22 protein-coding genes are annotated in these 25,911 nt (G+C 71.2%); 4 read left to right on the forward strand and 18 right to left on the reverse strand.

Annotated elements, in window-relative coordinates:
• Positions 1–8 precede the first annotated feature (8 nt).
• From AB0N16_RS14050 to AB0N16_RS14065, 4 genes are all read right to left on the reverse strand, one after another.
• Positions 9–1,463, reverse strand: a complete 1,455-nt coding sequence (locus AB0N16_RS14050; RefSeq protein ID WP_365796365.1) for an amino acid permease — start codon at positions 1,461–1,463, stop codon at positions 9–11.
• Between the two features lie 312 nt (positions 1,464–1,775).
• On the reverse strand, positions 1,776–3,218 hold the full coding sequence (locus AB0N16_RS14055) for a GuaB1 family IMP dehydrogenase-related protein (RefSeq protein WP_365796367.1): 1,443 nt from the start codon (positions 3,216–3,218) through the stop codon (positions 1,776–1,778).
• Positions 3,219–3,389: 171 nt separating this feature from the next.
• A complete protein-coding gene (locus tag AB0N16_RS14060) occupies positions 3,390–3,701 on the reverse strand; it encodes a barstar family protein (RefSeq protein ID WP_365796369.1) in 312 nt (103 codons plus the stop codon).
• Between the two features lie 82 nt (positions 3,702–3,783).
• Entirely contained in the window at positions 3,784–4,737 is a 954-nt protein-coding gene (locus AB0N16_RS14065; protein ID WP_365796371.1) for a Dyp-type peroxidase, read from the reverse strand.
• A gap of 308 nt (positions 4,738–5,045) precedes the next feature.
• Between AB0N16_RS14065 and AB0N16_RS14070 the strand changes: the two genes are divergently transcribed.
• Both AB0N16_RS14070 and AB0N16_RS14075 read left to right on the forward strand, forming a co-directional pair.
• Positions 5,046–6,341: an MFS transporter gene (locus tag AB0N16_RS14070; protein WP_365796373.1), complete on the forward strand. Its 1,296-nt coding sequence runs from the start codon at positions 5,046–5,048 to the stop codon at positions 6,339–6,341.
• Positions 6,342–6,396: 55 nt separating this feature from the next.
• Positions 6,397–7,002 (forward strand): TetR/AcrR family transcriptional regulator, encoded by a 606-nt coding sequence (locus AB0N16_RS14075; protein WP_365796375.1) that lies wholly within the window; start codon positions 6,397–6,399, stop codon positions 7,000–7,002.
• A 110-nt stretch (positions 7,003–7,112) separates the two neighbouring features.
• Here the strand turns inward: AB0N16_RS14075 and AB0N16_RS14080 are convergent, their stop codons facing one another.
• Together AB0N16_RS14080 and AB0N16_RS14085 are read right to left on the reverse strand one after the other, a co-directional pair.
• Positions 7,113–9,140, reverse strand: coding sequence for an ATP-dependent DNA helicase (locus tag AB0N16_RS14080; protein WP_365796377.1), 2,028 nt, complete (start codon positions 9,138–9,140; stop codon positions 7,113–7,115).
• 322 nt (positions 9,141–9,462) lie between these two features.
• Complete coding sequence (locus tag AB0N16_RS14085; protein WP_365796379.1) at positions 9,463–10,077, reverse strand: TetR/AcrR family transcriptional regulator; 615 nt, start codon at positions 10,075–10,077, stop codon at positions 9,463–9,465.
• A gap of 57 nt (positions 10,078–10,134) precedes the next feature.
• Here AB0N16_RS14085 and AB0N16_RS14090 point away from each other — a divergent pair, with 57 nt between their 5' ends.
• Positions 10,135–11,034, forward strand: a complete 900-nt coding sequence (locus AB0N16_RS14090) for an alpha/beta hydrolase (protein ID WP_365796381.1) — start codon at positions 10,135–10,137, stop codon at positions 11,032–11,034.
• A gap of 182 nt (positions 11,035–11,216) precedes the next feature.
• Here the strand turns inward: AB0N16_RS14090 and AB0N16_RS14095 are convergent, their stop codons facing one another.
• The 4 genes from AB0N16_RS14095 to fmt all read right to left on the reverse strand — a co-directional run bounded on the left by AB0N16_RS14095 (position 11,217) and on the right by fmt (position 15,624).
• A complete protein-coding gene (locus AB0N16_RS14095; RefSeq protein ID WP_365796383.1) occupies positions 11,217–12,260 on the reverse strand; it encodes a sugar-binding domain-containing protein in 1,044 nt (347 codons plus the stop codon).
• Positions 12,261–12,338: 78 nt separating this feature from the next.
• Positions 12,339–13,025, reverse strand: coding sequence for a ribulose-phosphate 3-epimerase (gene rpe / locus AB0N16_RS14100; RefSeq protein WP_365796385.1), 687 nt, complete (start codon positions 13,023–13,025; stop codon positions 12,339–12,341).
• Between the two features lie 163 nt (positions 13,026–13,188).
• A complete protein-coding gene (locus tag AB0N16_RS14105) occupies positions 13,189–14,607 on the reverse strand; it encodes a transcription antitermination factor NusB (RefSeq protein WP_365796387.1) in 1,419 nt (472 codons plus the stop codon).
• Positions 14,608–14,691: 84 nt separating this feature from the next.
• Positions 14,692–15,624, reverse strand: a complete 933-nt coding sequence (fmt, locus tag AB0N16_RS14110) for a methionyl-tRNA formyltransferase (protein WP_365796389.1) — start codon at positions 15,622–15,624, stop codon at positions 14,692–14,694.
• 661 nt (positions 15,625–16,285) lie between these two features.
• Between fmt and AB0N16_RS14115 the strand changes: the two genes are divergently transcribed.
• Positions 16,286–16,834, forward strand: a complete 549-nt coding sequence (locus AB0N16_RS14115) for a hypothetical protein (protein WP_365796391.1) — start codon at positions 16,286–16,288, stop codon at positions 16,832–16,834.
• Positions 16,835–17,139: 305 nt separating this feature from the next.
• On the opposite strand, the gene AB0N16_RS14120 is transcribed toward AB0N16_RS14115, so the two are convergent.
• The 8 genes from AB0N16_RS14120 to AB0N16_RS14155 form a co-directional block, all read right to left on the reverse strand.
• Entirely contained in the window at positions 17,140–19,287 is a 2,148-nt protein-coding gene (locus tag AB0N16_RS14120; protein WP_365796393.1) for a primosomal protein N', read from the reverse strand.
• 236 nt (positions 19,288–19,523) lie between these two features.
• A complete protein-coding gene (gene metK, locus AB0N16_RS14125; RefSeq protein WP_365796395.1) occupies positions 19,524–20,732 on the reverse strand; it encodes a methionine adenosyltransferase in 1,209 nt (402 codons plus the stop codon).
• A gap of 240 nt (positions 20,733–20,972) precedes the next feature.
• The gene (gene coaBC / locus AB0N16_RS14130) at positions 20,973–22,178 is read right to left on the reverse strand and encodes a bifunctional phosphopantothenoylcysteine decarboxylase/phosphopantothenate--cysteine ligase CoaBC (protein ID WP_365796396.1); all 1,206 of its coding nucleotides are present in this window, start codon (positions 22,176–22,178) and stop codon (positions 20,973–20,975) included.
• A gap of 128 nt (positions 22,179–22,306) precedes the next feature.
• Positions 22,307–22,579 (reverse strand): DNA-directed RNA polymerase subunit omega, encoded by a 273-nt coding sequence (gene rpoZ, locus AB0N16_RS14135; RefSeq protein WP_003982715.1) that lies wholly within the window; start codon positions 22,577–22,579, stop codon positions 22,307–22,309.
• 51 nt (positions 22,580–22,630) lie between these two features.
• Positions 22,631–23,224, reverse strand: a complete 594-nt coding sequence (gene gmk, locus AB0N16_RS14140) for a guanylate kinase (RefSeq protein WP_365796398.1) — start codon at positions 23,222–23,224, stop codon at positions 22,631–22,633.
• Positions 23,225–23,284: 60 nt separating this feature from the next.
• On the reverse strand, positions 23,285–23,608 hold the full coding sequence (locus tag AB0N16_RS14145; protein WP_003977346.1) for an integration host factor: 324 nt from the start codon (positions 23,606–23,608) through the stop codon (positions 23,285–23,287).
• Positions 23,609–23,886: 278 nt separating this feature from the next.
• Entirely contained in the window at positions 23,887–24,732 is an 846-nt protein-coding gene (gene pyrF, locus AB0N16_RS14150) for an orotidine-5'-phosphate decarboxylase (RefSeq protein ID WP_365796400.1), read from the reverse strand.
• Positions 24,729–25,835, reverse strand: coding sequence for a quinone-dependent dihydroorotate dehydrogenase (locus AB0N16_RS14155; RefSeq protein WP_365796402.1), 1,107 nt, complete (start codon positions 25,833–25,835; stop codon positions 24,729–24,731). Before AB0N16_RS14155 ends, pyrF begins: the two co-directional genes overlap by 4 nt.
• Between the last annotated feature and the right edge of the window lie 76 nt (positions 25,836–25,911).

Here is a 25,911-nt window from a genome sequence, read left to right on the forward strand (position 1 = left end):
GGGGTCGTTCAGCTCTCAGGTGTTGCAAGACGGGACCGGCGATAGCCGTACAGGAAGTAGAACACGAGCCCGACCGCCAGCCAGGCACCGAAGACCACCCAGGTGACGGCCGAGAGGCTGCCCATCATCCAGACGCAGAATCCGAAGCCCAGCGCGGGCAGCAGCGGGGACAGCGGCACCCGGAAGGTACGCGGCATCGCGGGACGCGTCCGGCGCAGCACCACCACCGCGATGTTCACCAGGCCGAAGGCGAACAGCGTGCCGATGCTGGTGGCGTCGGCCAGCTGCCCCAGCGGGATGGCGGCCGCCAGGACCCCGCAGAAGAGGGAGACGATCACGGTGTTGGCCCGGGGCGCGCCGGTCTTCGGGTGGACCTTGGCGAACACCTTGGGCACCAGACCGTCCCGGGACATCGCGAAGAGGATGCGGGTCTGACCGTAGAGCACGGTCAGGACGACGCTGGCGATGGCGACGACCGCGCAGGCGGCCAGCAGGGTGCCCCAGAAGCTCTGGCCGGTCACGTCGCGCATGATCTGGGCGAGGGCGGCCTCGGAGTCGCTGAACTGCCGCCAGGGCTTCGCACCGACGGCTACGGCCGCGACGAGGACGTACAGCGCCGTCACGATGACCAGCGACAGCATGATGGCCCGGGGCAGGTCGCGCTGCGCGTTCTTCGCCTCCTCGCCTGCGGTGGAGGCGGCGTCGAAGCCGATGTACGAGAAGAACAGCGTCGCGCCGGCCGCGCTGACGCCGGCCATGCCCAGCGGCATGAAGTGCGCGTAGTTGCCGGACCTGAAGCCCATGAAGCCGATGACGCAGAACAGCACCAGGGCGGCGATCTTCACACACACCATGATCGTGTTGGCGCGCGCCGACTCCTTGGCGCCGCCGAGCAGGAACACCATCGCGAGGAGCACGACGATCAGGGCCGGCAGGTTGAAGACACCGCCGTCGACGCCGGGCGGCGCGGACAGGGCCTTCGGGAGGGTGACGCCGATGGTCCCGGCGAGCAGCTCGTTGAGGTACTCGCCCCAGCCGACCGCGACCGCGGCGACCGAGACGCCGTACTCCAGGAGCAGGCACCAGCCGCAGACCCAGGCGATCAGCTCGCCCATCGTCGCGTATGCGTAGGAGTAGGAGGAGCCGGCGACCGGGATGGTGCCCGCCAGCTCGGCGTAGGAAAGCGCCGAGAAGAGCGCGGTCAGCCCGGCGATCACGAAGGAGAGGGTGACGGCCGGGCCGGCCTTGGGGACGGCCTCACCGAGGACCACGAAGATGCCGGTGCCTAGGGTGGCGCCGATGCTGATCATCGTCAGCTGCCAGAGCCCGAGGGAACGCCGGAGCGTGCCCCCTTCGCCCTGCCCGCCCTCGGCGACCAGCCGCTCGACGGGCTTGCGCCGCATCAGCCGGGCACCGACGGAGGGGGAGGCGTCGGTTCGTGGGGGTGCGCCTTGGTCGAGCACGCGCGGCTCCTTCGTCGCTGCGGGTCTGGGCGGCCGGGACCGGCGGCGCCCATCCCGCAGGGCCCCACCGAGCGGGGTCCCGGCCACGCCACGTACAGCGCATGACCCTATGAGCCCGCCCTTCACGGGCGTAATGCAGCAACCTTGCTCGTACCCGCAGGATCGTTGCGTGTGTGGAAGGAGGGTGCACATTCATTGCGTCGGTGGTGGAGCGCCCCTCAGGGGCGCGGGCTGTATCGACATGCGGCTCCGCCGCGCGGGCACGATCACCCCCACGCACCCGCACCCAAAACGCCGCCGCCGGCGAAGCGCCTAGCTCCAGCTGGCGTGCAGCGGCTTGCCCTCCGCGTAGCCCGCCGCGCTCTGGATCCCCACGATCGCCTTTTCGGCGAACTCCTCCAGGGACCCCGCACCGGCGTAGGTGCACGACGACCGCACGCCCGCGATGATCGAGTCGATCAGGTCCTCCACACCCGGCCGGGCCGGGTCGAGGAACATCCGGGACGTCGAGATGCCCTCCTCGAAGAGCGCCTTGCGGGCCCGGTCGTAGGCCGACTCGTCGGACGTGCGGTTGCGCACCGCACGCGCCGAGGCCATGCCGAAGGACTCCTTGTACAGCCGGCCGTCGGCGGTCTGCTGGAGGTCGCCCGGCGACTCGTACGTGCCGGCGAACCAGGAGCCGACCATCACGTTGGACGCGCCCGCGGCCAGCGCCATGGCGACGTCCCGCGGGTGCCGGACACCCCCGTCGGCCCAGACGTGCTTGCCGTACTTCTTCGCCTCCGCGGCGCACTCCAGGACCGCCGAGAACTGCGGCCGGCCGACGCCGGTCATCATGCGGGTGGTGCACATGGCGCCGGGGCCCACACCGACCTTGATGATGTCCGCGCCCGCGTCGACGAGGTCCTTGACGCCCTCGGCGGAGACGATGTTGCCGGCCGCGATCGGGACCTGCGGGTCGAGGCCGCGGACCAGCTTGATCGCGCTGATCATCGACTCCTGGTGGCCGTGCGCGGTGTCGATGACGAGCGTGTCGACGCCGGCGTCGAGCAGCTGCTTGGCCTTGTCCGCGAAGTCCCCGTTGATCCCGACGGCGGCGGCGATCCGCAGCCTGCCCTGCGCGTCGGTGGCCGGGGTGTACAGGGTGGCCCGCAGGGCGCCCTTGCGGGTGAGGATGCCGGCGAGCTTCCCGTCCCGGTCGACGGCCGGGGCGTAGCGCCGGTTGGCCGCGTCCAGCTTGTTGAACGCCTCGCGCGGGTCGATGTCCGCGTCGAGCAGCAGCAGGTCGCGGGACATGACCTCGGCCAGCTGGGTGAAGCGGTCGACACCGCTGAGGTCCCGGTCGGTGACGACACCGACGGGGCGGCCGTCCTCGTCGACGACGACCCCCGCGTTGTGTGCGCGCTTGGGCAGCAGGGCCAGCGCGTCGGCGACCGTCTGGTGCGGGGCGAGCACGATCGGGGTGTCCAGCACCAGGTGGCGGCTCTTCACCCAGGTGATGACGTCGGTGACCACGTCGATCGGGATGTCCTGCGGGATCACGACGAGTCCGCCGCGCCGGGCCACCGTCTCGGCCATGCGCCGGCCCGCGATCGCGGTCATGTTGGCGACGACCAGCGGGATGGTGGTGCCCGTGCCGTCCGGCGAGTTGAGGTCCACGCCCTGACGCGAGCCGACCGCGGAGCGGCTCGGCACCATGAAGACGTCGTCGTACGTCAGGTCGTACGCGGGCTGGATGTCATTGAGGAAACGCACGTGCCGCACATCCCGGTCGATCAGAGGTGACCCCCGGACCGGCCGGCCAAGGGGAAGAGCACGTACTTCATTGTCCCATGGCGACCGGTATGCGGTGCCCGGGACGAACATCCAGGCAGGTCAGAGGCGCTTGGGAGGAACCTCCAAGGGCGGTGCGCACGCCTTCTCGGGTCAGCCGAGGGCGAGCGCCACCGTCAGTCCCGGTTCGCCGGCGGCCGCCTGGGCGAACACGTCCTGGGCGGTCCTCCACTCGTCCGGCCGGGTCCCCGCGTAGCCCTGCCAGCCGGTGACGACGAGGAGGAGCCCGCGGGCGACGGCCTCCGGCGGCCAGACCGAGGGGTCGCGGAGGCTGTCCGCGAGGGCGTCCCAGTTACGGCCGAACCAGTCGGGCAGGCTCAGGGCGGCGGCGGTGCGGTCCATGAGACCGGCCTTGTCCGCGACGCCGGCGAGGTCGAGGGTCACCAGATGCGGACTCGTCGTCATCTCAGCACCGCCCGGGAGGGGTTGTAGGCATCACCGGTGTAGTAGATCCCACCGGTGCACCGGGTGACAACGCGCACCGGCGTCATGCCCTCTCGGGAGCCGCGGGCAGGTCGTCGAGGAAGTCCCCGGACGGTACGTGGAAGAGCGTGCCGGTCACCGCCGTGGAGAAGTCGAGGATCGGGTCGTGGGCGGCGTCCTGCGTGCCGAGGAACATGTTGCGCAGCATGCGCTCGATGACGTCCGGAGTACGGGCGTACCCGATGAAGTAGGTGCCGAACTCACCCCGGCCGGGGCTGCCGAAGGGCATGTTGTCGCGCAGGATGTCCTGCTCCTCGCCGTCCGGTCCGGTGACGGTGTTCAGGTCGACGTGCGAGCCCGGCTCCTCCAGCTCGATGTTGGTGGCCTTGGTACGGCCGATGATCCGCTCCTGGGTCTCGACCGGCAGCGCGTTCCAGGCGTCCAGGTCGTGCAGGTACTTCTGCACGATCACATAGCTGCCGCCGGCGTGCGCGGGGTCCTCCGCGCCGATCAGGACAGCCCTGCGGGCGGCGGCGCCGACCGGGTTCTCGGTGCCGTCGACGAAGCCCAGCAGGTCGCGTGCGTCGAGGTACTTGAAGCCCTGCACCTCGTCCTCGACGGTCACCGCGTCCCGCAGCCGGTGCATGATCTCGGCGGCGAGCCCGAAGCAGAGGTCGAAGCGGCCGGCCCGGATATGGAAGAGGACGTCGCCGGGGGTGGCGACCGCGGTGTGCCGGGAGCCTTCCAGGGGCCGGAAGGGATGCAGTCCGGCCGGGCGCGGGTGGTCGAACAGCCGGTCCCAGGCCTCGGAGCCGATCCCCGCGACACAGCTCAGGGCGGCCTCCGGGGCGCCGAACCCGAAGCTGCGCCGCAGCGAGCTGAGATCGCCCAGCACCTCCCGTACCCGCTCCTCGTGCCCGGGGCGGACGGTGACCACCAGGAAGATCGCCGCGGTCGTCAACGGCCCCAGCACGGGCTGTGGTTCGGCTTCCCCTGCGAGCTCGGATCCAGTGCTCACCGCGTCCTCCCGATGCGATCGGCGCTCGGCCTGTCGTACACGTACGCCATATACATGATCGGGGTAGGCGACGCCCAGTCGGCGCAGACGCTCCATGGGACAGCGTCGGGATCGGCTCACACGGAAGGCGGGTCAGAGTGCCGGCCCGTGGCGGTCACCGCCCATGCGGTTCCTCGAAGATTTTTCGCCGCGCCGGAATAGACAGACCTGTCTATGGGGTTGGCCAGGTCATGTAGACAGACCGGTCTACCCACTCAGCGCCTGTGAACCGACGGTCTCCGGCCCCGCCCCCGCGAAGGATCTCCCCGATGAACCACCTCGCACCGCACGAGCGAACCAAGCCGTCGAGCAAGCCGATCCCGCCGCGCGCGGCGTTCTACGTGCTCGCCTCCATCGTCGTCTCCTTCCTCGCCGCCTCCAGCGCGCCCACCCCGCTCTACGCGTCCTACCAGGCCGAATGGGGCTTCAGCCCGATCACCACCACGGTCGTCTTCGGTATCTACGCGATCGCCGTCCTCTCCGGCCTGCTGGTCCTCGGGAAGCTGTCCGACCACGTCGGCCGCCGCCCGGTCCTGATCGCCGCGATCGCCGCCCAGGCCCTCGCGATGGTGCTGTTCTCCACCGCCGGAGGCGTCGGCGAACTGCTCGTCGCCCGGGTCGTGCAGGGCCTCTCCACCGGCGCGGCGCTCGGTGCCGTCGGCGCCGCGATGATGGACATCAACCGGCCCCGAGGCACTGTGGCGAACGCCTTCGCCCCCGGCCTGGGCACCGCGACAGGCGCCCTGGTCAGTGGTTTCGTCGTGCAGTACCTGCCCGCGCCGACCCACACGATCTACCTCGGCCTGCTCGGTGTGTTCGTGGCCCAGGCCGTCGCCATCGCCCTGATCGACGAGACCGTCACCCGTGAGCCAGGCGCCCTGGCCACCCTGGTGCCCGAGATCAGGCTTCCGCGCGCGGTCCGCGGCGCGGCCCTCGCGGCGGCCCCGGTCATCTTCGCCGTCTGGGCACTCGCCGGGTTCTACGGCTCCCTCGGCCCCGCCCTGGCCCGTACCCTGGTCGGCTCCGACTCCGCCGTCTACGGCGGCCTCGGCCTCTTCGTCCTCGCGTTCGTCGCGGCCGCCTCCGTCCTCGTGCTGCGCAACGCCCGGGCGACGACCGTGATGTACACCGGCATCGGCGCCCTGGTCGCCGGCGTCGCCGTCACGCTGCTGGCCGTCGACCAGAGCGCACCGGTGCTGTTCTTCGTCGGTACGGCCGTCGCCGGCTTCGGCTTCGGCAGCGGCTTCCAGGGCGGCATCCGCACCGTGCTGCCGCTGACCAGGCCGCACGAGAGCTCGGGCGTGCTGTCCCTGCTGTTCGTCGTCGCCTACCTCGGCATGGGCGTCCCCTCGGTCATCGCCGGAACGCTGGTGGTGCACGGCGGCGGACTGGTCCCGACCTCCGAGGAGTACGGCGCGGTGGTCATCGCCCTGGCGCTGCTGGCCCTCGCCGCCCTGCTGCTGCGCGGCGGGCCGGGGACCGCGCCCGGGGTGCTGGTCGCCTCGGGAGGCTCGCCCGCCGTCGAGGCGAGGGAAGCCGAGCGCGCCGACGTGGCGTCCCGGTGACTGAGTAGACCGGTCTGGTCAGACGTAGACTGCAGGAGTCGAGAAGGTGAGTGGCATGACGAAGACGTTGAGTGCCAAGGCTCCCACGGCCCGGGAGCGGCTGCTCTCGGCCGCGAACGAGTTGTTCTACGCGGAGGGCGTGCAGACGGTCGGCATCGACCGGATCATCGAGCGCGCGGGGGTCGCCAAGGCCTCGCTGTACAACACCTTCGGCGGCAAGGAACAGCTCATCCGCGCCTACCTCGACTCCCGGTACGCCCGGGTGTCCGCCCGGCTGCTGCGTGCCGTCGACGGCACTGGCCCTGATCCGCGGGAGCGTCTGCTGGCCGTCTTCGACGCGCAGGCCACGTTCTTCGCCGAGCAGGGCTACCACGGGTGCGCCTTCCTCGCGGCCAGCGCGGAGGCCAAGCAGGGCAGCGCCATCGAAGAGGTCTCCGACACCTACCGCGCCTGGGTCCGAGCCCTGTTCACCGACCTCGCCGGGGAGGCCGGCGCCCCGGATCCCGAGGGCCTCGCCCGCCAGCTCCACCTGCTGTACGACGGGGGCGGCGTGTCCGCGCGGATGGACCGCGACCCGTCGGCGGGTGCGGTGGCCCGGCAGGCGGCCGCGGTCCTGATCGACGCGGCGCTGGCCACCCGTTCGGCAGAGCCCGTTTCCTGAGGCCTGTTGGGGTAGCGCCGAGGTGAGGCCAGAAGCCGCGAATGCTTGATCTTGACGTCCGGCCGGTGGTGGCCGTCGGCCGCCGCCCTCGAGGGCGGCCCGCCGAGTCGTCAGGCGGGCTGTACGGTGATGGTGCACAGGCGCTTGGTGGCCCGGGTCAGGGCTACGTACAAGTCCCTTTCCCCACCTGGGCGGGCCCTGATGATCTCCTCGGGGTTCATGACGACGACCCCGTCGAATTCCAGGCCGCGTGCTTCGGACGCCGGCACGACGCGTGCGTGGTGAGCGACGCCACCGGCCGTCAGCCCACTCACCCTGGTGTCCGCGCAGATCACTCCCAGAAGCTCGCCCGGGTGCGCGGTGCTCTGGGCGCGGAGTTCCTGAACGACGGCGGTGACCAACCCGTCCGCAGGTGTGGTCACGGTGCGAGGGTTCTCACCGCTGCGCAGTGACCGTGTGGGCTTCTGGTCCGGGGCGATCCGCGTGAGCAGGTCCCGGACGCTCTCCAGGATCTCCTGCGTGGTGCGGTAGCTGACGGTCAGGTTGTGCAGTCTGAACCGCGGTCCGACGTGCGGGCTCAGTGCTTCCGTCCAGTCGCGTGCGGTCGCGACCGGGCCTGCCTGGGCGAAGTCACCCACCAGCGTCATCGCCCTGGCCGGGCAGCGGCGGACGATCATCCGCCACTGCATGGGGGTCAGTTCCTGCGCCTCGTCGACGACGACGTGCCCGTACGTCCGCTCGGGGGGCCCGTCGACCAGGCTCGCCGCCTCGTCCAGCAACGGCACATCGGCATCGGTCCACGGGTCGTCCGGACCGCGCAGCAGAAGGGACCGCTCCCGCGCGGTCAGGCGGGGCAGACGCTCGGCGAGAGCGCCGGCGTTCGTCAGGAGCGCCTTCACGAGGTCACCGGGTTCCAGCCGCGGCCACAACGCCTCGACCGCCCGGTCGACGTCGGCGTCGTCGAGGAGATCGGCTCGGATGGCGTCCAGGTCCAGCTCGTGGACCGGACCCGGGTCGGCCGCACCTTCGGCACGGCGCTGGGCGGCTCCGGTGAACCGGTCGAGGTTCAGGCCCGTCATCCTTTCGGCATCGGCGTCGATCTGCTCCAGGAGGTCGCCCATGTCTCGTTGCATCGCGTCGGTGACGGCGTCGACCAAGAGCTCCCTGAACACCTGGCGCGCGGGGTTGTGCCCCGATGCGGCCGCCACGGCGGCGTCGCGTGCCGTGGCGACTTCCTCGTCGGACAGGTGAACCAGTTCCTGTCCGATGCGGACGGTGAAGTCACCGGCGGGGGCTTGGTGGACGCGCAGCAGGCCGGCCAAGGCGTCGGCGAGGTCGGAGCTGCCCTTGAGGCGCGCCGTATCGAACGGGTCCGCCGTGGCCGTGGACACTCCGGCCAGTTCCCGGCAGGTCGCCAGAACGACGTCGTTCTCTCCGAGCGAGGGAAGGACCTGGGAGATGTAGTCGAGGAACCGCGCGTTCGGGCCCACCACCAGGACACCCTCCTCCGCGGCGCGTGGGAACGCGTACAGGACATAGGCCGCCCGGTGCAGGGCGACCACCGTCTTGCCGGTGCCGGGCCCGCCCTGCACCACACTCACCCCGCGGTGGGCGGAGCGGACGATCTCGTCCTGCTCGGCCTGCAGCGTCGCGACGGCCGCGTGCATCCTGCCCGTACGCCGTGCCGACAGAGCCTCGGTCAACGGGCCGTCTCCCACGACGTCCTCGTCGGTCGGGGCAGTCCCGTCCAGCAGTTCGTCGCTCACCGAGATGACCGTGCGCTCATCGAGGCGCAGGTGCCGGCGCCGCCGCAGGTCCATCGGGTGGACCGGTGTCGCCTCGTAGAAGGGCCGCGCCGCGTTCGCGCGCCAGTCCACGAGCAGAGGCAGGCCCTCCTCCTCCGTATGCAGTCCGATCCGCCCGATACGCAGGGCCGTGCCATCCGTCCAGTCGATGCGCCCGAAGACCAGCCCCTTTTCGGCGCCCTCCAGCCGGCCGATTTCCTTGGCCAGACGTTCGGCGGCGATTTCTCTCTCGTATGCCTCACCGGCGCTTTCCGCCGGGGCCTTCAGCACCCTCGCTCGGTGTACTCGCACCTCGGAAAGCCGCTCGGTGAGTAACTCATACAAGGAGGACACATATTCCTGCTCCGATTCAACCGCACGCACAGCGGGATCATTCATTTTCGACAACAGGGGGCTCCTTCGATTCGAGCCACACCATACGGTCAAAGTTCCCTAAAGATAAGTCTTGACTTACTTGTTGAAGCCATGTCCCTACGACTGAATCCATGACGCCTGACCGTATGGCATATCACCCATTCCGCCGTTCCATATATCGCTCATTGCGCTCCCGATGCCCGCCTGCCTTATGGGCGAGCCCGCCCTTGGATACCGGCGATGTTTTGCCGCGCTCGGGAAAGGGGGGGAAGATCCGGCGAGGCGACCGGCGCCGTCGAGCTCACTGCCTGGGGGCAGCCGGCCGTTCGGCCGGCCGATTCGGCGGAGCCTTGGCATTCTTGGCGGCGGCTGCCGCGACGGTTGCCAGGTCTTCGCCCGAGAAGCCGGCCCGGCTCAGCACCGCCAGGGATTTGTTCGTCGCCAGCGTGCACAACGCCAGCTCTGCCGCCTCCTGCTCACCGGCCCCCGCCGCCAGCAACGCCTGCTCCAGCCTCGTCCGCAAACCGTCGATCATGGCGCGGACCATCGCCCGGCCCTCCGCGTCAAGCGCCGGGAACTGCGTTGCCGACACCGTGAGCAGGCAGCCATCCGGGACCGTCGGGTCGGCGATACGGTTCAGGGCGACCTGCAGGAAGGCAGCCACGACGGCGCTCGGGCTCGGGTGGGGGCCGGACAGTGCCTGCTCGTACAGCGGGTGGTAGGTCTGCGCGTACCGTTGGAGGCTTTTCCGGAAGAGGGCGCTCTTGTCGCCGAAGGTGCCGTAGAGCGAGCCCCGGCCCAGGCCCGTGCCCTCGGCCAGGCGATCGATCGAGGCCTCCGAATAACCCCAGCGCCAGAAGACATGCATCGCGCGTCGTAGCGCCTCGTCCACGTCGAACTGCTTGCGGCCTGCCATGGTCCGTCAGCCTACACATCTTGTACCGATCGTTCAAAGATGGGTATGGTCGCCGGCATGACAAGCTTGAGTTCGCTGCGGCTGCCTGACGGATTCCTCGACGTCTTCACCAGCCGGCTCGTGGAGGTGAACGGACTGCGGCTGCACGCGGTCACCGGTGGGGACGGCCCGGCGCTGCTGCTGATCGGCGGGTGGCCCCAGACCTGGTACGCCTGGCGGGAAGTGATGCCCGCGCTCGCCCGCCAGCACACCGTCGTCGCCGTCGACTCGCGCGGGGCCGGGCTCTCCGACAAGCCCGACGACGGGTACGACGCCGGCACGCTCGCCGCCGATCTGGTCGCGTTGATGGCCGCGCTCGGGCACGACCGGTTCGACGTGGTCGGCCACGACATCGGTACGTGGACCGGGTACGCCCTCGCCGCCGATCACCCCGAGCGGGTGGGCCGGCTCGCCATCCTCGAAGCGGTGATCCCCGGTCTCACGCCGTCCCCGCCGTTCTTCGGCCCGGCAGAGGCCAACCTGAAGCTCTGGCAGTTCGGCTTCAACCGGCTCACCGACCTCAACGAGGAACTGGTCCGGGGACGGGAGCGGCTCTTCTTCGGCTGGCAGTTCGCCACCAAGGCCGCCACGCGGACCGCGATCCCCGCGTACGCCGTCGACGTCTACGTCGACGCGATCACCGCGGATCCTCGCGCGCTGCGGGCGAGCTTCGCGTACTACCGGGCGCTGGACGAGACGATCGCGCAGAACGAGCAGCGCAGCAAGACCCGGCTGACGCTACCGGTGCTCGCCGTCGGCGGCGCGCTGTGGAGCGGCGCGAATGCCGCCCAGACGATGCGGCTGGCGGCCGACGACGTCACGGGGGTCGTCCTCGACGACTGCGGCCATTACCCGGCCGAGGAGCAGCCGGCGCGGTTTGTCGAGATCCTGGAGGACTTCCTGGTGGCCAACCTGTAGCAGGCACACCACACGGCTGAACTTCCCGAACGACAGGCGGAGCTTCACAGACTCCGCTACGGACCGCGCTCGGCGGCGCGAGTGCCGTCCTGGCGACCGCTGCCAAGGCCGATGCCCCGGACGGGCGGGAGCGCCGCGGCAGCGTTGTCATCGACGCCGCCGCGGCGTTGCCGTGGTCCCCGTCAGGAACCGTCGGGGTCGGAACGGTTCAGCGTCGGCTTGGGCGTCGGTCCCGCCGTCATCAGATAGTCGGCGGCCGAGGTGTCGGTGACGAGGCTGGTGACCAGCCCCGACCTCAGCACCGCGTCGATGGCGGCTGCCTTGCGCTGCCCGCCCGCGATCGCGACGACCTCGGGGATGCGGCGCAGCTGGTCGGCCTTGACCGTGATGCATCGTTCCCCCAGGTCGCGTCCGACCCGGCGGCCGTCGGCGTCGAAGAGGTGCGCGGCCATCTCGGCGGCGACGCCGAGCGTGGCGTAGTGCGCACGCTCCTCGTCGCTGAGCATGTCGTGCACCGTCGAGATGCCGCGCTCCCAGGAGCCGATGGACACACAGGCGACCGTGACCTTGTCGAAGTACTCGAAGGCCCGGGCGATGCCGGTCTGGTTGCGCAGCGCGGCCGCGGTGGCCGCGTCCGGCAGCAGCATCGGCGCGTAGATGGGGTGGGCGTCGCCACCCGACACCTGGGCGGCACGACGGACGGCCTCGACCGAACCGCGCTCGGAGGTCCCGGCGTCGTACACGCCCGTCAGCTGCACCACCGTGCACGGGGGCAGCCGGTCGAGCGCCACCGCCATGTGGATGGTGGACCGGCCCCAGGCGAGACCGAGCACGTCGCCCTCGTTGACGAGCTCGCCGAGCAGGTCTGCGGCGACCTCACCGAGGTTCTCGGGGTCGGGGGTCTCCTCCGCCTCGGCCGGGGACTCGACCACGACGGCGTGCCGCAGGCCGTAGCGGGCGCGGAGCGCGTCGGAGCGCTCGGCGTCCAGTTCGGCCGGCACACGGATCTCGATGCGTACGAGATCCCTTTCGAGGGCAGTCTCCAGTACCCGGGCCACTTTGAAGCGGCTGACGCCGAACTCCTCAGCGATCTGGATCTTGGACTTGCCCTCAAGGTAGAAGCGGCGGGCCATGGCCGCCGCCTGCACCAGCTCAGCGGGTCCCATCCGCATGGCTGACCGGCCCGCCGACATACCCGACACGGTCATCTCCTCACTGCTGTTCACACTCTGGATACGCCGTTCATCCTTGCAGATCCGGCGCAGTCGATCAGCCCTGATCGGAGCCGTTCACGTTCCCGTACCTCAGTGGTCGCACGCCCAGGACGCGGCGGCGGTGGCCGCCTCGGCCTGGGTGCGTAGTGCACGTACCGCCTCTGCCGGGTCGTTTGCCCCGTACACCGCGGAACCTGCCACGAAAACGTCGGCTCCGGCGTCCGCGCACCGCTCGATCGTCGACGCCGAAACTCCACCGTCCACCTGGAGCCACAGCTCCAGTCCGTGCTTGCTGATCAACTCCCGGGTGCGGCGGATCTTCGGCAGCATGATGTCGAGAAAAGCCTGGCCGCCGAAGCCCGGCTCCACCGTCATGATGAGCAGCATGTCCAGCTCGGGAAGCAGGTCCTCGTACGGTTCGATGGGCGTCGCGGGCTTGAGCGCCATGGAGGCGCGGGCGCCCTTCGCGCGGATCTCGCGCGCGAGCCGCACCGGGGCGGCCGCCGCCTCCACGTGGAAGGTGACGGAGGAGGCACCCGCTTCGACGTACTGGGGTGCCCAGCGGTCGGGGGCGTCGATCATCAGATGGCAGTCCAGCGGGGTGTCCGTGGCCCGGGCCAGGGACTCTACGACCGGCACGCCGAGCGTGAGGTTCGGGACGAAGTGGTTGTCCATGACGTCGACGTGGAGCCAGTCGGCGCCTTCGACCGCCTTGGCCTCGTCCGCGAGGCGGGCGAAGTCGGCGGACAGGATGCTGGGGTTGATCTGCGCGGCCATGCGTCAAGCGTGCCATGCCCTGAGGGGGAGAGCCGCGTGGGGTGCGGAGGTGGGCAGGGCGGTGGGTCCACTGCGGGTGGGCGGGGGCTGATCGCGCAGTTCCCCGCGCCCCTTCGGGGCGCTGTAGTCGCGCCCACCCGGGCGAGCGTCCCTGCCCCCCACTTCAGCCAATCCTCCGGATCAGCGCCAGGTACATCGCGTCCGTGCCATGCAGATGCGGCCACAGCTGGACATCCGGGCCCTCGCCCAGAGCGGGCACACCCGGCAGCAACGGACGCGCGTCCAGCAGCTCCGTCTCCGGCCGCTGCTTCAGCACGTCCTGGACGACCGCCCGCGTCTCCGCGAGATGCGGCGAGCACGTGGCGTACCCGACGACCCCGCCCACCCGCACCGAGTCGATCGCCGTACGCAGCAGCGCACGCTGCAGCGGGGCGAAGTTGTCGAGGTCCTCGGGCCGACGGCGCCAGCGCGCCTCCGGACGCCGGCGAAGGGCGCCGAGACCGGTGCACGGCACGTCCATCAGCACCCGGTCGAAGGTGCCGGGACGCCACGGCGGCCGCGTGCCGTCGGCGGTGATGACCTGGTAGGGCCCCGGGTTGCCGTGCAGCGCCTTCTCCACCAGGCCGGCCCGGTGCGGCTGCTTCTCCGAAGCGAGCAGGACCGCCCCGCGCTCCGCGGCGAGCGCGGCGAGCAGCGCGGCCTTGCCGCCGGGCCCGGCGCAGCCGTCCAGCCAGGTCCGGTCCGGGCCGTCCAGGGGCACGTTGGCGAGCGCGAGGGCCACCAGCTGGCTGCCCTCGTCCTGCACCCCGGCCCGGCCCTCCCGCACGGCCTCGATGGCGCCGGGCTCCCCGCCCTCGCTGAGCCGTACCGCGTAGGGCGACCAGCGTCCCGGCACGGCCGCGTCCTCATCGAGCAGTTCCTCGGCGGTGGCCCGCCCAGGCCGGGCGACCAGCGTCACCTCGGGCCGTTCGTTGTCGGCGGCCAGCAGCTCCTCGATCCCGGCACGGCCCCCGCCCAGCGAGTCCCAGAGCGCGGAGACGACCCACCGCGGGTGCGAGTGCACGACGGCGAGGTGGTCCTCGGGGTCCTGGTCGTAGGGCGGCGCGACCTTCGCGAGCCAGCCGTCGAGATCGTCCTGCGCGACCTTGCGCAGCACGGCGTTGACGAACTTGGCCCGCCCGTCGCCCAGCACCACCCGGGCCAGCTCGACGGAGGCGGACACGGCGGCGTGCGACGGGATCCGGGTGCCGAGCAGCTGGTGCACACCGAGGCTCAGCACGTCAAGCACCGGCGGGTCGACCTCGCGCAGCGGCCGGTCGACGCACTGGGCGATGATCGCGTCGTACGTCCCCTGCCGGCGCAGCGTCCCGTACACCAGCTCGGTCGCGAGGGCAGCGTCCCTCCCGTCGAAGTCGCCTTTCTCCCGCGCCTTGCGCAGCAACGGCGGCAGCACGAGGTTGGCGTAGGCGTCCCGCTCGTCCACGGCGCGCAGCGCCTCGAAGGCGAGGAGGCGGACCGGGTCCTTCTGGGGACGGCGGTAGGGCTTGGCGGGCCGACGCGGCCCCCGGGACTGCTGGCTCACGAAAAAGGTGCTCCGGGTATGGGAATGATGCGACTCCCAGGGTACGCCGCGCGCACCGGAAAGCCGCTGTTGAGAAGGGCAGGCTCAGTCGCCGAGGGTCTCCCCGGCGCCGATGCGCACGCCACGCGCCCAGTCGGCCGCCCGCATCGGCTTCTTGCCCTGGGCCTGGACCCAGAGCAGTTCCACGGCGTACGACCCCGTCCCCACGTGCGCGCTGTTCTTCCCGACGGCGATCTGGGCCGGGGCGAGATCGGTCCGCTCCGGCACCGGGGTGACGTGGATCAGCTTGAGCCGTTCACCGCGGAAGGTGGTCCAGGCACCGGGGGCGGGAGTGCAGCCCCGCACCACCCGGTCGACCCGCAGCGCGGGCGCGGACCAGTCGACCTTCGCGTCCTCGACGGTGATCTTCGGGGCGAGGGTGATGCCCTCGGCCGGCTGCGGTACGGCCTTGAGGGTGCCGTCCTCGATGCCGTCCATGGTCGCGGCGAGCAGCCCGGACCCGGCGAACGCGAGCCGCGTCAGCAGATCACCGCTGGTGTCGGTGGGCCGGATCTCCTCGGTGACGGTCCCGTAGACGGGACCGGAGTCGAGGCCCTCCTCGATCAGGAAGGTGGACGCGCCCGTGATCTCGTCGCCCGCCATGATGGAGTGCTGGACGGGCGCCGCGCCGCGCCACGCGGGAAGCAGCGAGAAGTGCAGATTGACCCACCCGTGGGCCGGCACGTCGAGGGCGACCCGCGGCAGCAGCGCACCGTAGGCGACCACCGGGCAGCAGTCCGGCGCGATGGCCTTCAGCCGCTCCAGAAACTCCGGATCGCGCGGCTTCTGCGGCCTCAGTACCTCGATCCCGGCCTCCATCGCCCGTTCGGCCACAGGCGAAGCGATCAGCCTGCGGCCCCGCCCGGCCGGCGCGTCGGGCCGCGTGACCACGGCGGCCACCTCATGCCGCCCGGAGGCGAGGAGAGCGTCCAGAGCGGGAACGGCGACTTCGGGGGTACCGGCGAAGACAAGCTTCATGGGCGACTGGGGGCCTCTCGGACACGACGAACACGGGCAACGCACAAGTCTATGCCGCAACCCGAAACCACCACCCACAAACCACAGCGCCGCAGCCACAACCCCACAGCCCCGCTCCTGCCCCGCAGCCCCGCAGCCCCACAGCCCGCAGCCCCGCAGCCCCGCAGCCCCAGAGCCCGCAGTCCCGCAGTCCCGCTGCCCCAGAGCCCACAGCTCCGCTCCTGCCCCGCAGCCCCACAGCCCCGCAGCCCCGCAGCCCCGCAGATCCGCAGATCCGCAGCCCCGCAGCCCCGCAGCCCCGCAGCCCCGCAGCCCGCGCACCACAGCATGCGAACCAGGAGCCATCAAGCGCGAAGCGCCAACCCCGAACTGCCAACCTCCAACCGCCAACCGCGGACTACTAACGGCGGACTACGAACCGCGGACTACGAACCGCGATCCACGAAGCGCAATCCGCCGACGGCGAACACCCCCACGGGTCGCCAGCCTCTCTGCCAACCGATCGGGCGGTGCGCGGGCGGGAAAACCCGGCGTACGCATATGCCCACACGCCCCCACACCGTGACCAGCGGAGCGCCCACGCGTTGGTCAAGGAAGAGTTGACCACAACGGGCCGCATACGCGGCCCATTCCTTTCAACGCCGGTTCGAGAGGCTTGTTCATGGCCGACCACGCATCCCACGACGCCCAGGCCCGGGCCAGCCTGCACTTGTTGGTGCGGGACATCGAGCGGGTCCGCCGGCAGGTGGACGCACTGCGCACGCTCACCGCCCAGTTGGGCAACGTCTACCGCCCGCGCCGCTCCGGCCCGTCCACGGGCTTCGTCGTCTACGGACGCGCCCCCGCCCCGACGGTCCGCCTCGCCCAGGAACTCCGGGACAGTGTCGAAACCCTGGTCACGGCCGCCGTGGACTTCGACCGCTCGCTCGGCTTCTCGTGGGACGCGGTGGGCTCCGCCCTAGGGGTCACCAAGCAGGCGGTACACCGCCGTTACGGCGCCCGACGCACCACGGCCCAGCCGGCACCGGCCGCCGAGACCGAACGGCCGACCGAGCCGTCCGGCACCCGCACGCTCAGCATGGGCGCAGGCCTGCCCACGGTACCCACGGTCCCGGCCGCCCGCTCCATGCCGACCCAGCCGACCGCGGGCAGCCCCACCCTCCGCGACGAGGCGAGGCCAACAGCCTTCCCCGGCCCGCGCAACGGCTGACCCAGCACAACGGCTGACTCAAGGGGCTGACCCGCCCGCCCTCTGCCCTCCCGGCAAACACCCGGGAGGGCAGCCGTCTACCCAGCCGCCTCTCCCTCTCCCCGCAACCCCGGTCTCCCCCGCTAGGGCTGCGACCCGACCGGAAAGGTTCACCGGCTCGCGAACGCCCGGCACGGCACCTCGCCGCGTCGTCGCACCAACCGAGTACATCCAGCGAGTACATCCCGTAGGCGGGTGATGCTCCGCCCTGCGATGCACCGCACCGGACGCCGCGAGCTTCCCGCCAAACCTTCCCGGTCACAGCACTAGCCGATGTCCGGCGGATCGACCCGCACCCGTACGGCCTCCCCGCTCCCCCGTGCCATCCGCGCCGCCTGAGCCGTCTTCAACGCGGCCGCCAGCGCGGCACCGCTCCCCGGCGGCACCCTTACCAGCGCCCGCTCCCAGTGCTCCCCGGGAGGCGGCGCCCCCGCCCGCCGAGGCGCCCCGGCCCGCACCACGGGCACCGGAACCGGCCCCAACACCTCCGCGTCCGACGGCAGTTCGGCTGTGGCGAGGAACTCCGCGAGCGCCTCCGCCGGCCCCGACACCGCCGCCATCCGCGACACCGGTGGGAACCCCAGCTCGGCCCGCTCGGCGAGTTCCCGCACCGCGTGCCCGACGGGATCCCAGCGCACCAGCGCCTGCACGGGCCGCAGCGTAGGCTCCGCGACGACGACCACGGTGCCGCCCTCCTCCTGCGGCCGCACCAGCGCCCCGGCCGCGATCCACCGGCGCAGCGCATCCTCACCGGCGCGCAGGTCGGGCCGCCCGAGCATCGCCCAGCCGTCCAGCAGCAACGCCGCCGCATAGCCGCCTTCGGCGACCGGCTCGGCGCCGGGCGTGCTCACGACCAGCGCGGGCGCCCCCGGGACGGTGTCCAGTACATGCTCGCGCCCCGAGGTCCGTACGGGTACGGCGGGAAAAGCCCGCCCCAGTTCCTCGGCGGTCCGCCGGGCCCCCACCACCTGGGCGCGCAGCCGGAAGCCGCCGCACTCGGGGCAGTGCCAGTCCCTCTCCTCACGCCCGCACCACCCGCACCCCAGCGCCCCGGCGTCCCGCCCCTCCAACGGACCGGCGCAGTGCCGGCAGCGTGCCGGCGCCCGGCACTGGGCGCAGGCCATCCGCGGCACATACCCCCTCCGGGGCACCTGCACGAGCACCGGGCCGTGCCGCAGACCGTCCCGTACCGCCTGCCAGGCGAGCGTCGGCAGCCGCGCGGCCCGCGCGGCCTCGTCCCGGGCCAGGTCCCCGTCCCCGACCGTCCGCACCAGCGGCGCGGCCCTGCGCACCTGTTCTCTCCCCGCCACCAGGGGCCGCGCCCAGCCGTTCTCCATCAGCTGCGCGGCCTCCACCGTGCAGCTCCAGCTCCCGAGCAGAAACGCGCACTTGTCCAGTGCCGCACGCAAGAGCAGCACATCCCGCGCATGCGGCTGCGGGGCGTGCTGCTCGCTGTGGCTGTCGTCGCCGTCGTCCCAGATCGCGACGAGCCCGAGGCCCCGTACCGGCGCGAACATGGCAGCCCGCGTCCCCACCACCGCCCGCACCGAGCCGCGGCTGACGGCGAGCCACTGCGCGTACCGCTTCTCGGGCCCGGCGTCGGCCGTGAGCAGCGCATGCCGCCCTTCACCGAGCACATCGGTCAGCGCGGCATCGACCCGCCCGGCGGCCCGCCCGTCCGGTACGACGACGAGCGCGCCGCGTCCCGAGGCGAGCGTGGCGGCGACGGCCCGGGCGATCTCCTCGCTCCACTCGGGCCCCGGCAGGGCGTTCCACACGGCACGCGGCGCGCCGCCGGAGGCCAGCGCCTCGATGAATGCCGCCCCGTGCTCGTACCGCGTCCAGGATCCGGCGTCGGGCACCGGCGGGGGCGGCGACGGCTCGGGCGAGGTCCGCTTCTCGGCCCGCGCGCTGCGCGGCGGCACGGCCAGCTGCAACACGTCCGCGAGGCTCCCCGCGTACCGGTCGGCGACGGCCCGCGCGAGCCGCAGCAGTTCCTCGCTCAGCACCGGCTCGGGCGACACCACCTGGGCCAGCGCGGCCAGCGGCCCCGAGTACTCGGATTCGGCGAGCCGCTCCACGAGGAACCCGTCGATGAGCCCCCCGCCCTCCCGGCGCCCGTCCCGCACCCGGTGCCGGCCGGCTCCGAACCGCACCCGCACCCGCACCCCCGGCTGTGCGTCGGCGTCCAGCTCGGCCGGGACGGCGTAGTCGAAGTACCGGTCGAGATGCAGCACACCCTTGTCCACGAGCACCCGGGCGACCGGCAGCCGCTCGGCCAGCTCGGCCCCCCGCCAGGTCCGCGGCTTGGCCCGGGGCACCTTGGCCCCCCGCACGCTCTCCCGAATGAGCGCGAGCTGCTCCGGCGGCGCCCCTTCGACGCCCCCGCCCCCCTGCCCGTTCTCGCTGCTCACGCTTGCATTTTTACCAAACGCCACTGACAACCGACGCCGCCCGAGACCATTCCGCCCCCGGACCGCCACCCGGCGCTCCTCTGCCCTGGACCACTCGGCCACGCCGGTCGGCGTCGGCGGCGAAGCCTCCGAGACGTCTCAGGACGACGGACGACGAGCCTTCGCCATGACATGCCGAGGCCCGGCCCCCTGCGGGGAGACCGGGCCTTCGGGCGGGTGCGGGGAGTCGGCCGGGGTTACAGGCCCACGGCCTTGCGCAGGGCGTCCACACGGTCCGTCTTCTCCCAGGTGAACTCGGGGAGCTCGCGGCCGAAGTGACCGTACGCGGCGGTCTGGGCGTAGATCGGGCGGAGCAGGTCGAGGTCGCGGATGATGGCGGCCGGACGCAGGTCGAAGACCTCGTCGATCGCCTTCTCGATCTTCTCGGTCTCGACCTTGGCGGTGCCGAAGGTCTCCACGAACAGACCGACGGGCTCGGCCTTGCCGATCGCGTAGGCCACCTGGACCTCGCAGCGGGAGGCCAGGCCGGCCGCGACGACGTTCTTGGCGACCCAGCGCATGGCGTAGGCGGCGGAACGGTCGACCTTGGACGGGTCCTTGCCGGAGAAGGCACCGCCACCGTGGCGGGCCATGCCGCCGTACGTGTCGATGATGATCTTGCGGCCGGTCAGGCCGGCGTCACCCATCGGGCCGCCGATCTCGAAGCGGCCGGTCGGGTTGACCAGGAGGCGGTAGCCGTCGGTGTCGAGCTTGATGCCCTCGTCCAGCAGGGCCTTCAGCTCCGGCTCCACGACGAACTCGCGGATGTCGGGGGCGAGCAGCGACTCCAGGTCGATGTCCGAGGCGTGCTGGCTGGAGACGACGACGGTGTCGAGGCGGACGGCCTTGTCGCCGTCGTACTCGATGGTGACCTGCGTCTTGCCGTCCGGGCGCAGGTAGGGGATGGTGCCGTTCTTGCGGACCTCGGACAGGCGCTTCGACAGGCGGTGCGCCAGGAAGATCGGCAGCGGCATCAGGGTCGGCGTCTCGTCCGTCGCGTACCCGAACATCAGGCCCTGGTCGCCGGCGCCCTGCTTGTCGAGCTCGTCCTCGTCGCCCTCGACCCGCGACTCGTACGCGGTGTCCACGCCCTGTGCGATGTCCGGGGACTGCGCGCCGATCGACACCGAGACGCCACAGGAGGCGCCGTCGAAGCCCTTCTTCGAGGAGTCGTAGCCGATCTCGAGGATCTTGTTGCGGACCAGCGTCGCGATGTCCGCGTACGTCTTGGTCGTGACCTCGCCGGCCACATGCACCAGGCCGGTGGTGATCAGCGTCTCGACGGCGACCCGGGAGGTCGGGTCCTCGCGCAGAAGCGCGTCGAGAATGGTGTCGCTGATCTGGTCAGCGATCTTGTCGGGGTGACCCTCGGTCACGGACTCCGAGGTGAACAGGCGACGGGACACAACGCTCCCTGGGGTTGCAGCGGCTGCTGGCTGATCATTGGCGGACGACGCGGTGGGCTGCACCTGTGCGTCGTCCGAGAACAGTTTATCGGTCGCACTCCGCCGCCGGCCCACCTGTCTCGACACTCGGGAGTGCTGTGACCTGCGGCACGGGCATTCTGCCCAATGGGCGGCGGCGTTGGCCAGAGCCACCGCACCCTAATGTGACGTCCGGGAAAGTTGACATACGGCTGAAAAAAGTTAACCCAAACGGGCCGCCACCAGATCCCACACGATGTCCGCGAGAGCCTCCTTGGGCCCGTGCGGCACAGGCGTCTCACTGCCGTCGGCACCGAGTACCACGGCCTCGTTCTCCTCGGAGCCGAAGGTCTTGCGCTCCCCCACCTCGTTCACCACGAGCAGGTCGCAGCCCTTGCGCGCCAGCTTGGTTCGGCCGTTGGCGAGAACGTCGTCGGTCTCGGCGGCGAAGCCGACGATCACCTGTCCGGGCCGCGCCCGGTCGGCCGAGATCTCCGCGAGAATGTCCGGATTCCGCACCAGGACGATCGGCTCTGGATCCTGGCCGTCCTTCTTCTTGATCTTCCCGGTCGCGTAGACCGAGGGGCGGAAGTCGGCGACGGCGGCGGCCATGACCACGGCGTCGGCGTCGGCGGCCGCCTTCAGCACCGCCTCCCGCAGTTGCACGGCCGTCCCCACCGGGACGACGTCCACTCCGGCCGGGTCGGGCAGGCCGGAGGTGTTGGCCGCGACCAGTGTCACCCGGGCGCCCCGCGCGGCGGCCGTGCGGGCGAGGGCGTAGCCCTGCTTGCCTGAGGAGCGGTTGCCGAGGAAGCGGACGGGGTCGAGGGGCTCGCGGGTGCCGCCGGCGGAGACGACGACATGGCGGCCCGTCAGGTCGGCCTCTCGCGCTCCGCGCGCCAGGACGCGACGACAGTCCTCGAAGATCTCCGCGGGGTCGGGGAAGCGGCCCTTGCCCGTGTCGACCCCGGTGAGGCGGCCGACCGCCGGTTCGATGACAACGGCGCCGCGGCGGCGCAGCGTCGCCACGTTCTCCTGGGTGGCCGGGTGCTCCCACATCTCGGTGTGCATCGCGGGGGCGAAGACGACCGGGCAGCGGGCCGTGAGGAGGGTGTTGGTGAGCAGGTCGTCGGCGAGGCCGTGGGCCGCCTTGGCGAGCAGGTCGGCGGTGGCGGGGGCGACCACGACCAGGTCGGCGTGCTGGCCGATCCGGACATGCGGGACCTCCTCGACGTGGTCCCAGACCTCGGTGGAGACGGGGTTGCCGGAGAGGGCGGACCAGGTGGCGGCGCCGACGAAGTGCAGCGCGGAGGCGGTGGGCACGACCCGGACGTCATGGCCCGACTCGGTGAACCTTCTCAGCAGCTCGCAGGCCTTGTACGCGGCGATGCCACCACTGACCCCCAGCACGACCTTCGGCTTGTCCACCGTCTCTCCCCGCACTCGGCTCCCGTGCACCGGCTCCGGCGCACGACTCCATCACACACCACAGGCCCGACAGTCGGCTGCCGGGCCTGTGGATAAGTCAACTGCAATACGAAAGTACTACTGCGCTGCTACTGCGCCGGGCCTTCGACGGCCTCGGACGTCAGCAGACCCGCGTTGATCTCACGCAGGGCGATGGAGAGCGGCTTCTCGTGGACGTGGGTGTCGACGAGCGGACCGACGTACTCCAGGAGACCCTCGCCGAGCTGCGAGTAGTACGCGTTGATCTGGCGGGCACGCTTGGCCGCGTAGATCACGAGGCTGTACTTCGAGTCGGTGGCCTCGAGGAGCTCGTCGATCGGAGGGTTGATGATGCCCTCGGGCGCGGTGATGGAAGAGGACACGCTCTGCCTTCCGATGGATGGGAAAGATTCAGTCTGAATGACCAGAGACGATCACACAACGTCCATCAAGGCTAGCAGCTCGCGCGCCACGTCCTCGACGGAGGTGTTGACCAGGGTCTCGTCGAACTCCGGCTCGGCCGCCAGCTCGATCCTGGCCGCTTCCAGACGGCGCTCGATCACCTCGGGCGGCTCGGTACCCCGTCCGGTGAGCCTGCGCACCAGCTCCTCCCACGACGGAGGGGCCAGGAACACCAGCCGGCCCTCCGGCATGGACTCGCGGACCTGCCGGGCGCCCTGGAGGTCGATCTCCAGCAGCACCGGCACGCCGGACTCCAGGTGCTCCAGCACCGCCTGCCGCGGGGTGCCGTAGCGGTTGCCGGCGAATTCGGCCCACTCCAGGAGCTCGCCGTTGGCGATGAGCTTGTCCATCTCCTCGTCGGAGACGAAGAAGTAGTGCACTCCGTGCTTCTCGCCCGGGCGGGGCTTACGGGTGGTCGCCGACACCGAGAGCCAGACCTCGGGGTGCACCTTGCGCATATGGGCGACGACCGTGCTCTTGCCGACCCCGGAGGGGCCGGAGAGCACGGTCAGCCGCGGACGTACGTCCGGGGGCTCGGGGGTCGTCCCCCGGAATGTTGCAGCCATGCAGCGATTATTCCAGCAATCGCAGGTAGCCCGGGACGGCTGTCCCGGACGACCCGGTGATCAGGAGCCGGTGCTGCCGAACTCACGCTCCAGGGAAGCGATCTGGTTGGAACCGAGGCCACGCACCCGGCGGCTCTCGGAGATCCCGAGTCGCTCCATGATCTGCTTGGCGCGGACCTTGCCCACGCCCGGCAGGGACTCGAGCAGGGCGGAGACCTTCATCTTGCCGATGACGTCGTTTTCCTGACCCTGCTTGATGACCTCGTGGAGAGAGGCGCCGGAGTGCTTGAGTCGATTCTTGACCTCGGCCCGCTCCCGGCGAGCCGCGGCGGCCTTTTCGAGCGCGGCTGCGCGCTGTTCAGGGGTAAGGGGCGGAAGAGCCACGCCTACGTCACCTCGGATGTCGAACTGTCGGATACGGACCGGTGAGGAACCTAGTCGCCCCACACCTGGGGAGCCACGAGCAACACGCTTGCCCGTTCACCCTGCTCGGAGACTAGCGGGCAAGTCCGCCAGAGTCAGCGAGAACAGCGGAAAAGTCCTGGTCAGCCTCCGCCAGGCCGGACATTTCAGACATACTGCCCAGGATTTGAGGATGTATTCACGCTGAACCCGTCGGCCGAGCGCCCACCGAAGCGCTCCCGGAGGACTCGCCGGAGTCCTCACCGACCTGCGACGACGTCCCGGATCTCGCCAGCGAACCGCTCCGCGGCCACCCGCAGCGCCCCGGCATCGGGACCGTGACGCAAAACACCTCGGCTCACGTTTGGAACCACGTTGCGCACCGCCGCCCCGAAGACCATGGGCAGGTCGGCCGCCGTCGCCCCCTGCGCCCCGACGCCCGGCGCGAGCAGCGGGCCGTTGATGTCGAGGTCGTACGACGACAGATCGCCGACCGTGGCACCCACGACGGCGCCGAAGGAGCCCAGCGGCTCCTCCCCCGCGTTCTCGGCGGCCAGGTGGGCCAGCATGGTCGCGCCGACCGTCCGGCCGTCGCCGCGCACCGCGTGCTGCACCTCGGGGCCCTCCGGGTTCGACGTCAGGGCCAGCACGAACAGGCCGGCCCCGCTCTCCCGGGCCAGCGCCACGGCCGGGCTGAGCGAGCCGTAGCCGAGATAGGGCGAGACGGTCAGGGCGTCCGAGAACAGCGGCGCGTCCTTGCTCAGGTAGGCCTCCGCGTAGCCGGCCATGGTGGAGCCGATGTCGCCGCGCTTGGCATCCATGACGACCAGCGTCCCGGCGTCCCGTGCCTCCCGCACCACCCGCTCGAGGACGGCCACCCCGCGCGAGCCGAACCGCTCGAAGAAAGCGCTCTGCGGCTTCATGACCGCGACCCGGTCGGCCACCGCCTCCACCACGGTACGGCTGAACCGCTCAAGCCCTGCCACGTCGTCGTTCAGGCCCCACTCGGACAGCAGTGAGGCATGCGGGTCGATGCCGACGCACAGCGGACCGCGCTCGTCCATCACACGGCGCAGCCGCGCGCCGAAGGGCTCCAACGGGCTCATACGGCCTTCCTCACATCGGCGCCGACCGCGTCGGCGAGCGTGGCGTACGGGCTGGTGCGCAGACGCGCCGCTAGCCCCTTGTGGAGGGCGCGAGCGTAGAACGGCCCCTCGTAGATGAAGGCGCTGTAGCCCTGGACCAGCGTGGCACCGGCCAGGATGCGCTGCCAGGCGTCCTCGGCGTTCTCGATGCCGCCGACACCGACCAGGGTGATCCGGTCGCCCACGCGCGCGTACAGCCGCCGCAGCACTTCCAGGGACCGCGCCTTCAGCGGCGCCCCGGAGAGCCCTCCGGTCTCCTTCACCAGCTCGGGGCCGGAGCGCAGTCCGAGGCCCTCGCGCGCGATGGTGGTGTTCGTCGCGATGATCCCGTCGAGCCCCAGCTCGACGGCCAGGTCGGCGACGGCGTCGACGTCCTCGTCGGCGAGGTCCGGCGCGATCTTCACCAGCAGCGGAACCCGGCGGTTCGCCGCCACCCGGTCGGCGGCCTCGCGCACGGCCGTCAGGAGCGGACGCAGATGGTCGACGGCCTGGAGGTTGCGCAGGCCCGGCGTGTTCGGCGACGACACGTTCACGACAAGGTAGTCGGCGTACGGCGCGAGCCGCTCGGCGGACTTCACGTAGTCGCGGGCCGCCTCGGCCTCCGGTACGACCTTGGTCTTGCCGATGTTGACGCCCACGACGGTCCTGAAGACGGGCTCACGGGTCGCCAGCCGCGCGGCGACGGTCAGCGATCCGTCGTTGTTGAACCCCATCCGGTTGATCAGCGCCCGGTCGGCGACCAGCCGGAACAGCCGCTTCCTGGGATTACCGGGCTGCGCCTCACCGGTCACGGTGCCGATCTCGACATGGTCGAACCCGAGCATCGACATCCCGTCGATCGCGACGGCGTTCTTGTCGAACCCTGCGGCCAGCCCGAAGGGCCCGTGCATCCGCAGCCCGAAGGCCTCGGTACGCAGTTCCTTGTAGCGAGGGGCCAGAGCGGCCGCGACGAAGGTACGCAGCACGGGGATGCGAGCGGCGAGCCGGATCCACCGGAAGGCGAGGTGATGGGCCTGCTCCGGGTCCATCCGCTTGAAAACGAGGTTGAAGAAGATCTTGTACATGGAGTCCTCATGCAGAGGGGGACACCGATGTACGGTGCCCCCCATATCGACGGCTGGGCAACGCGCCCCCGAAGGG

Origin of the sequence: Streptomyces sp. NPDC051105 (assembly GCF_040682795.1) — a bacterium.
Taxonomy (GTDB): domain Bacteria; phylum Actinomycetota; class Actinomycetes; order Streptomycetales; family Streptomycetaceae; genus Streptomyces.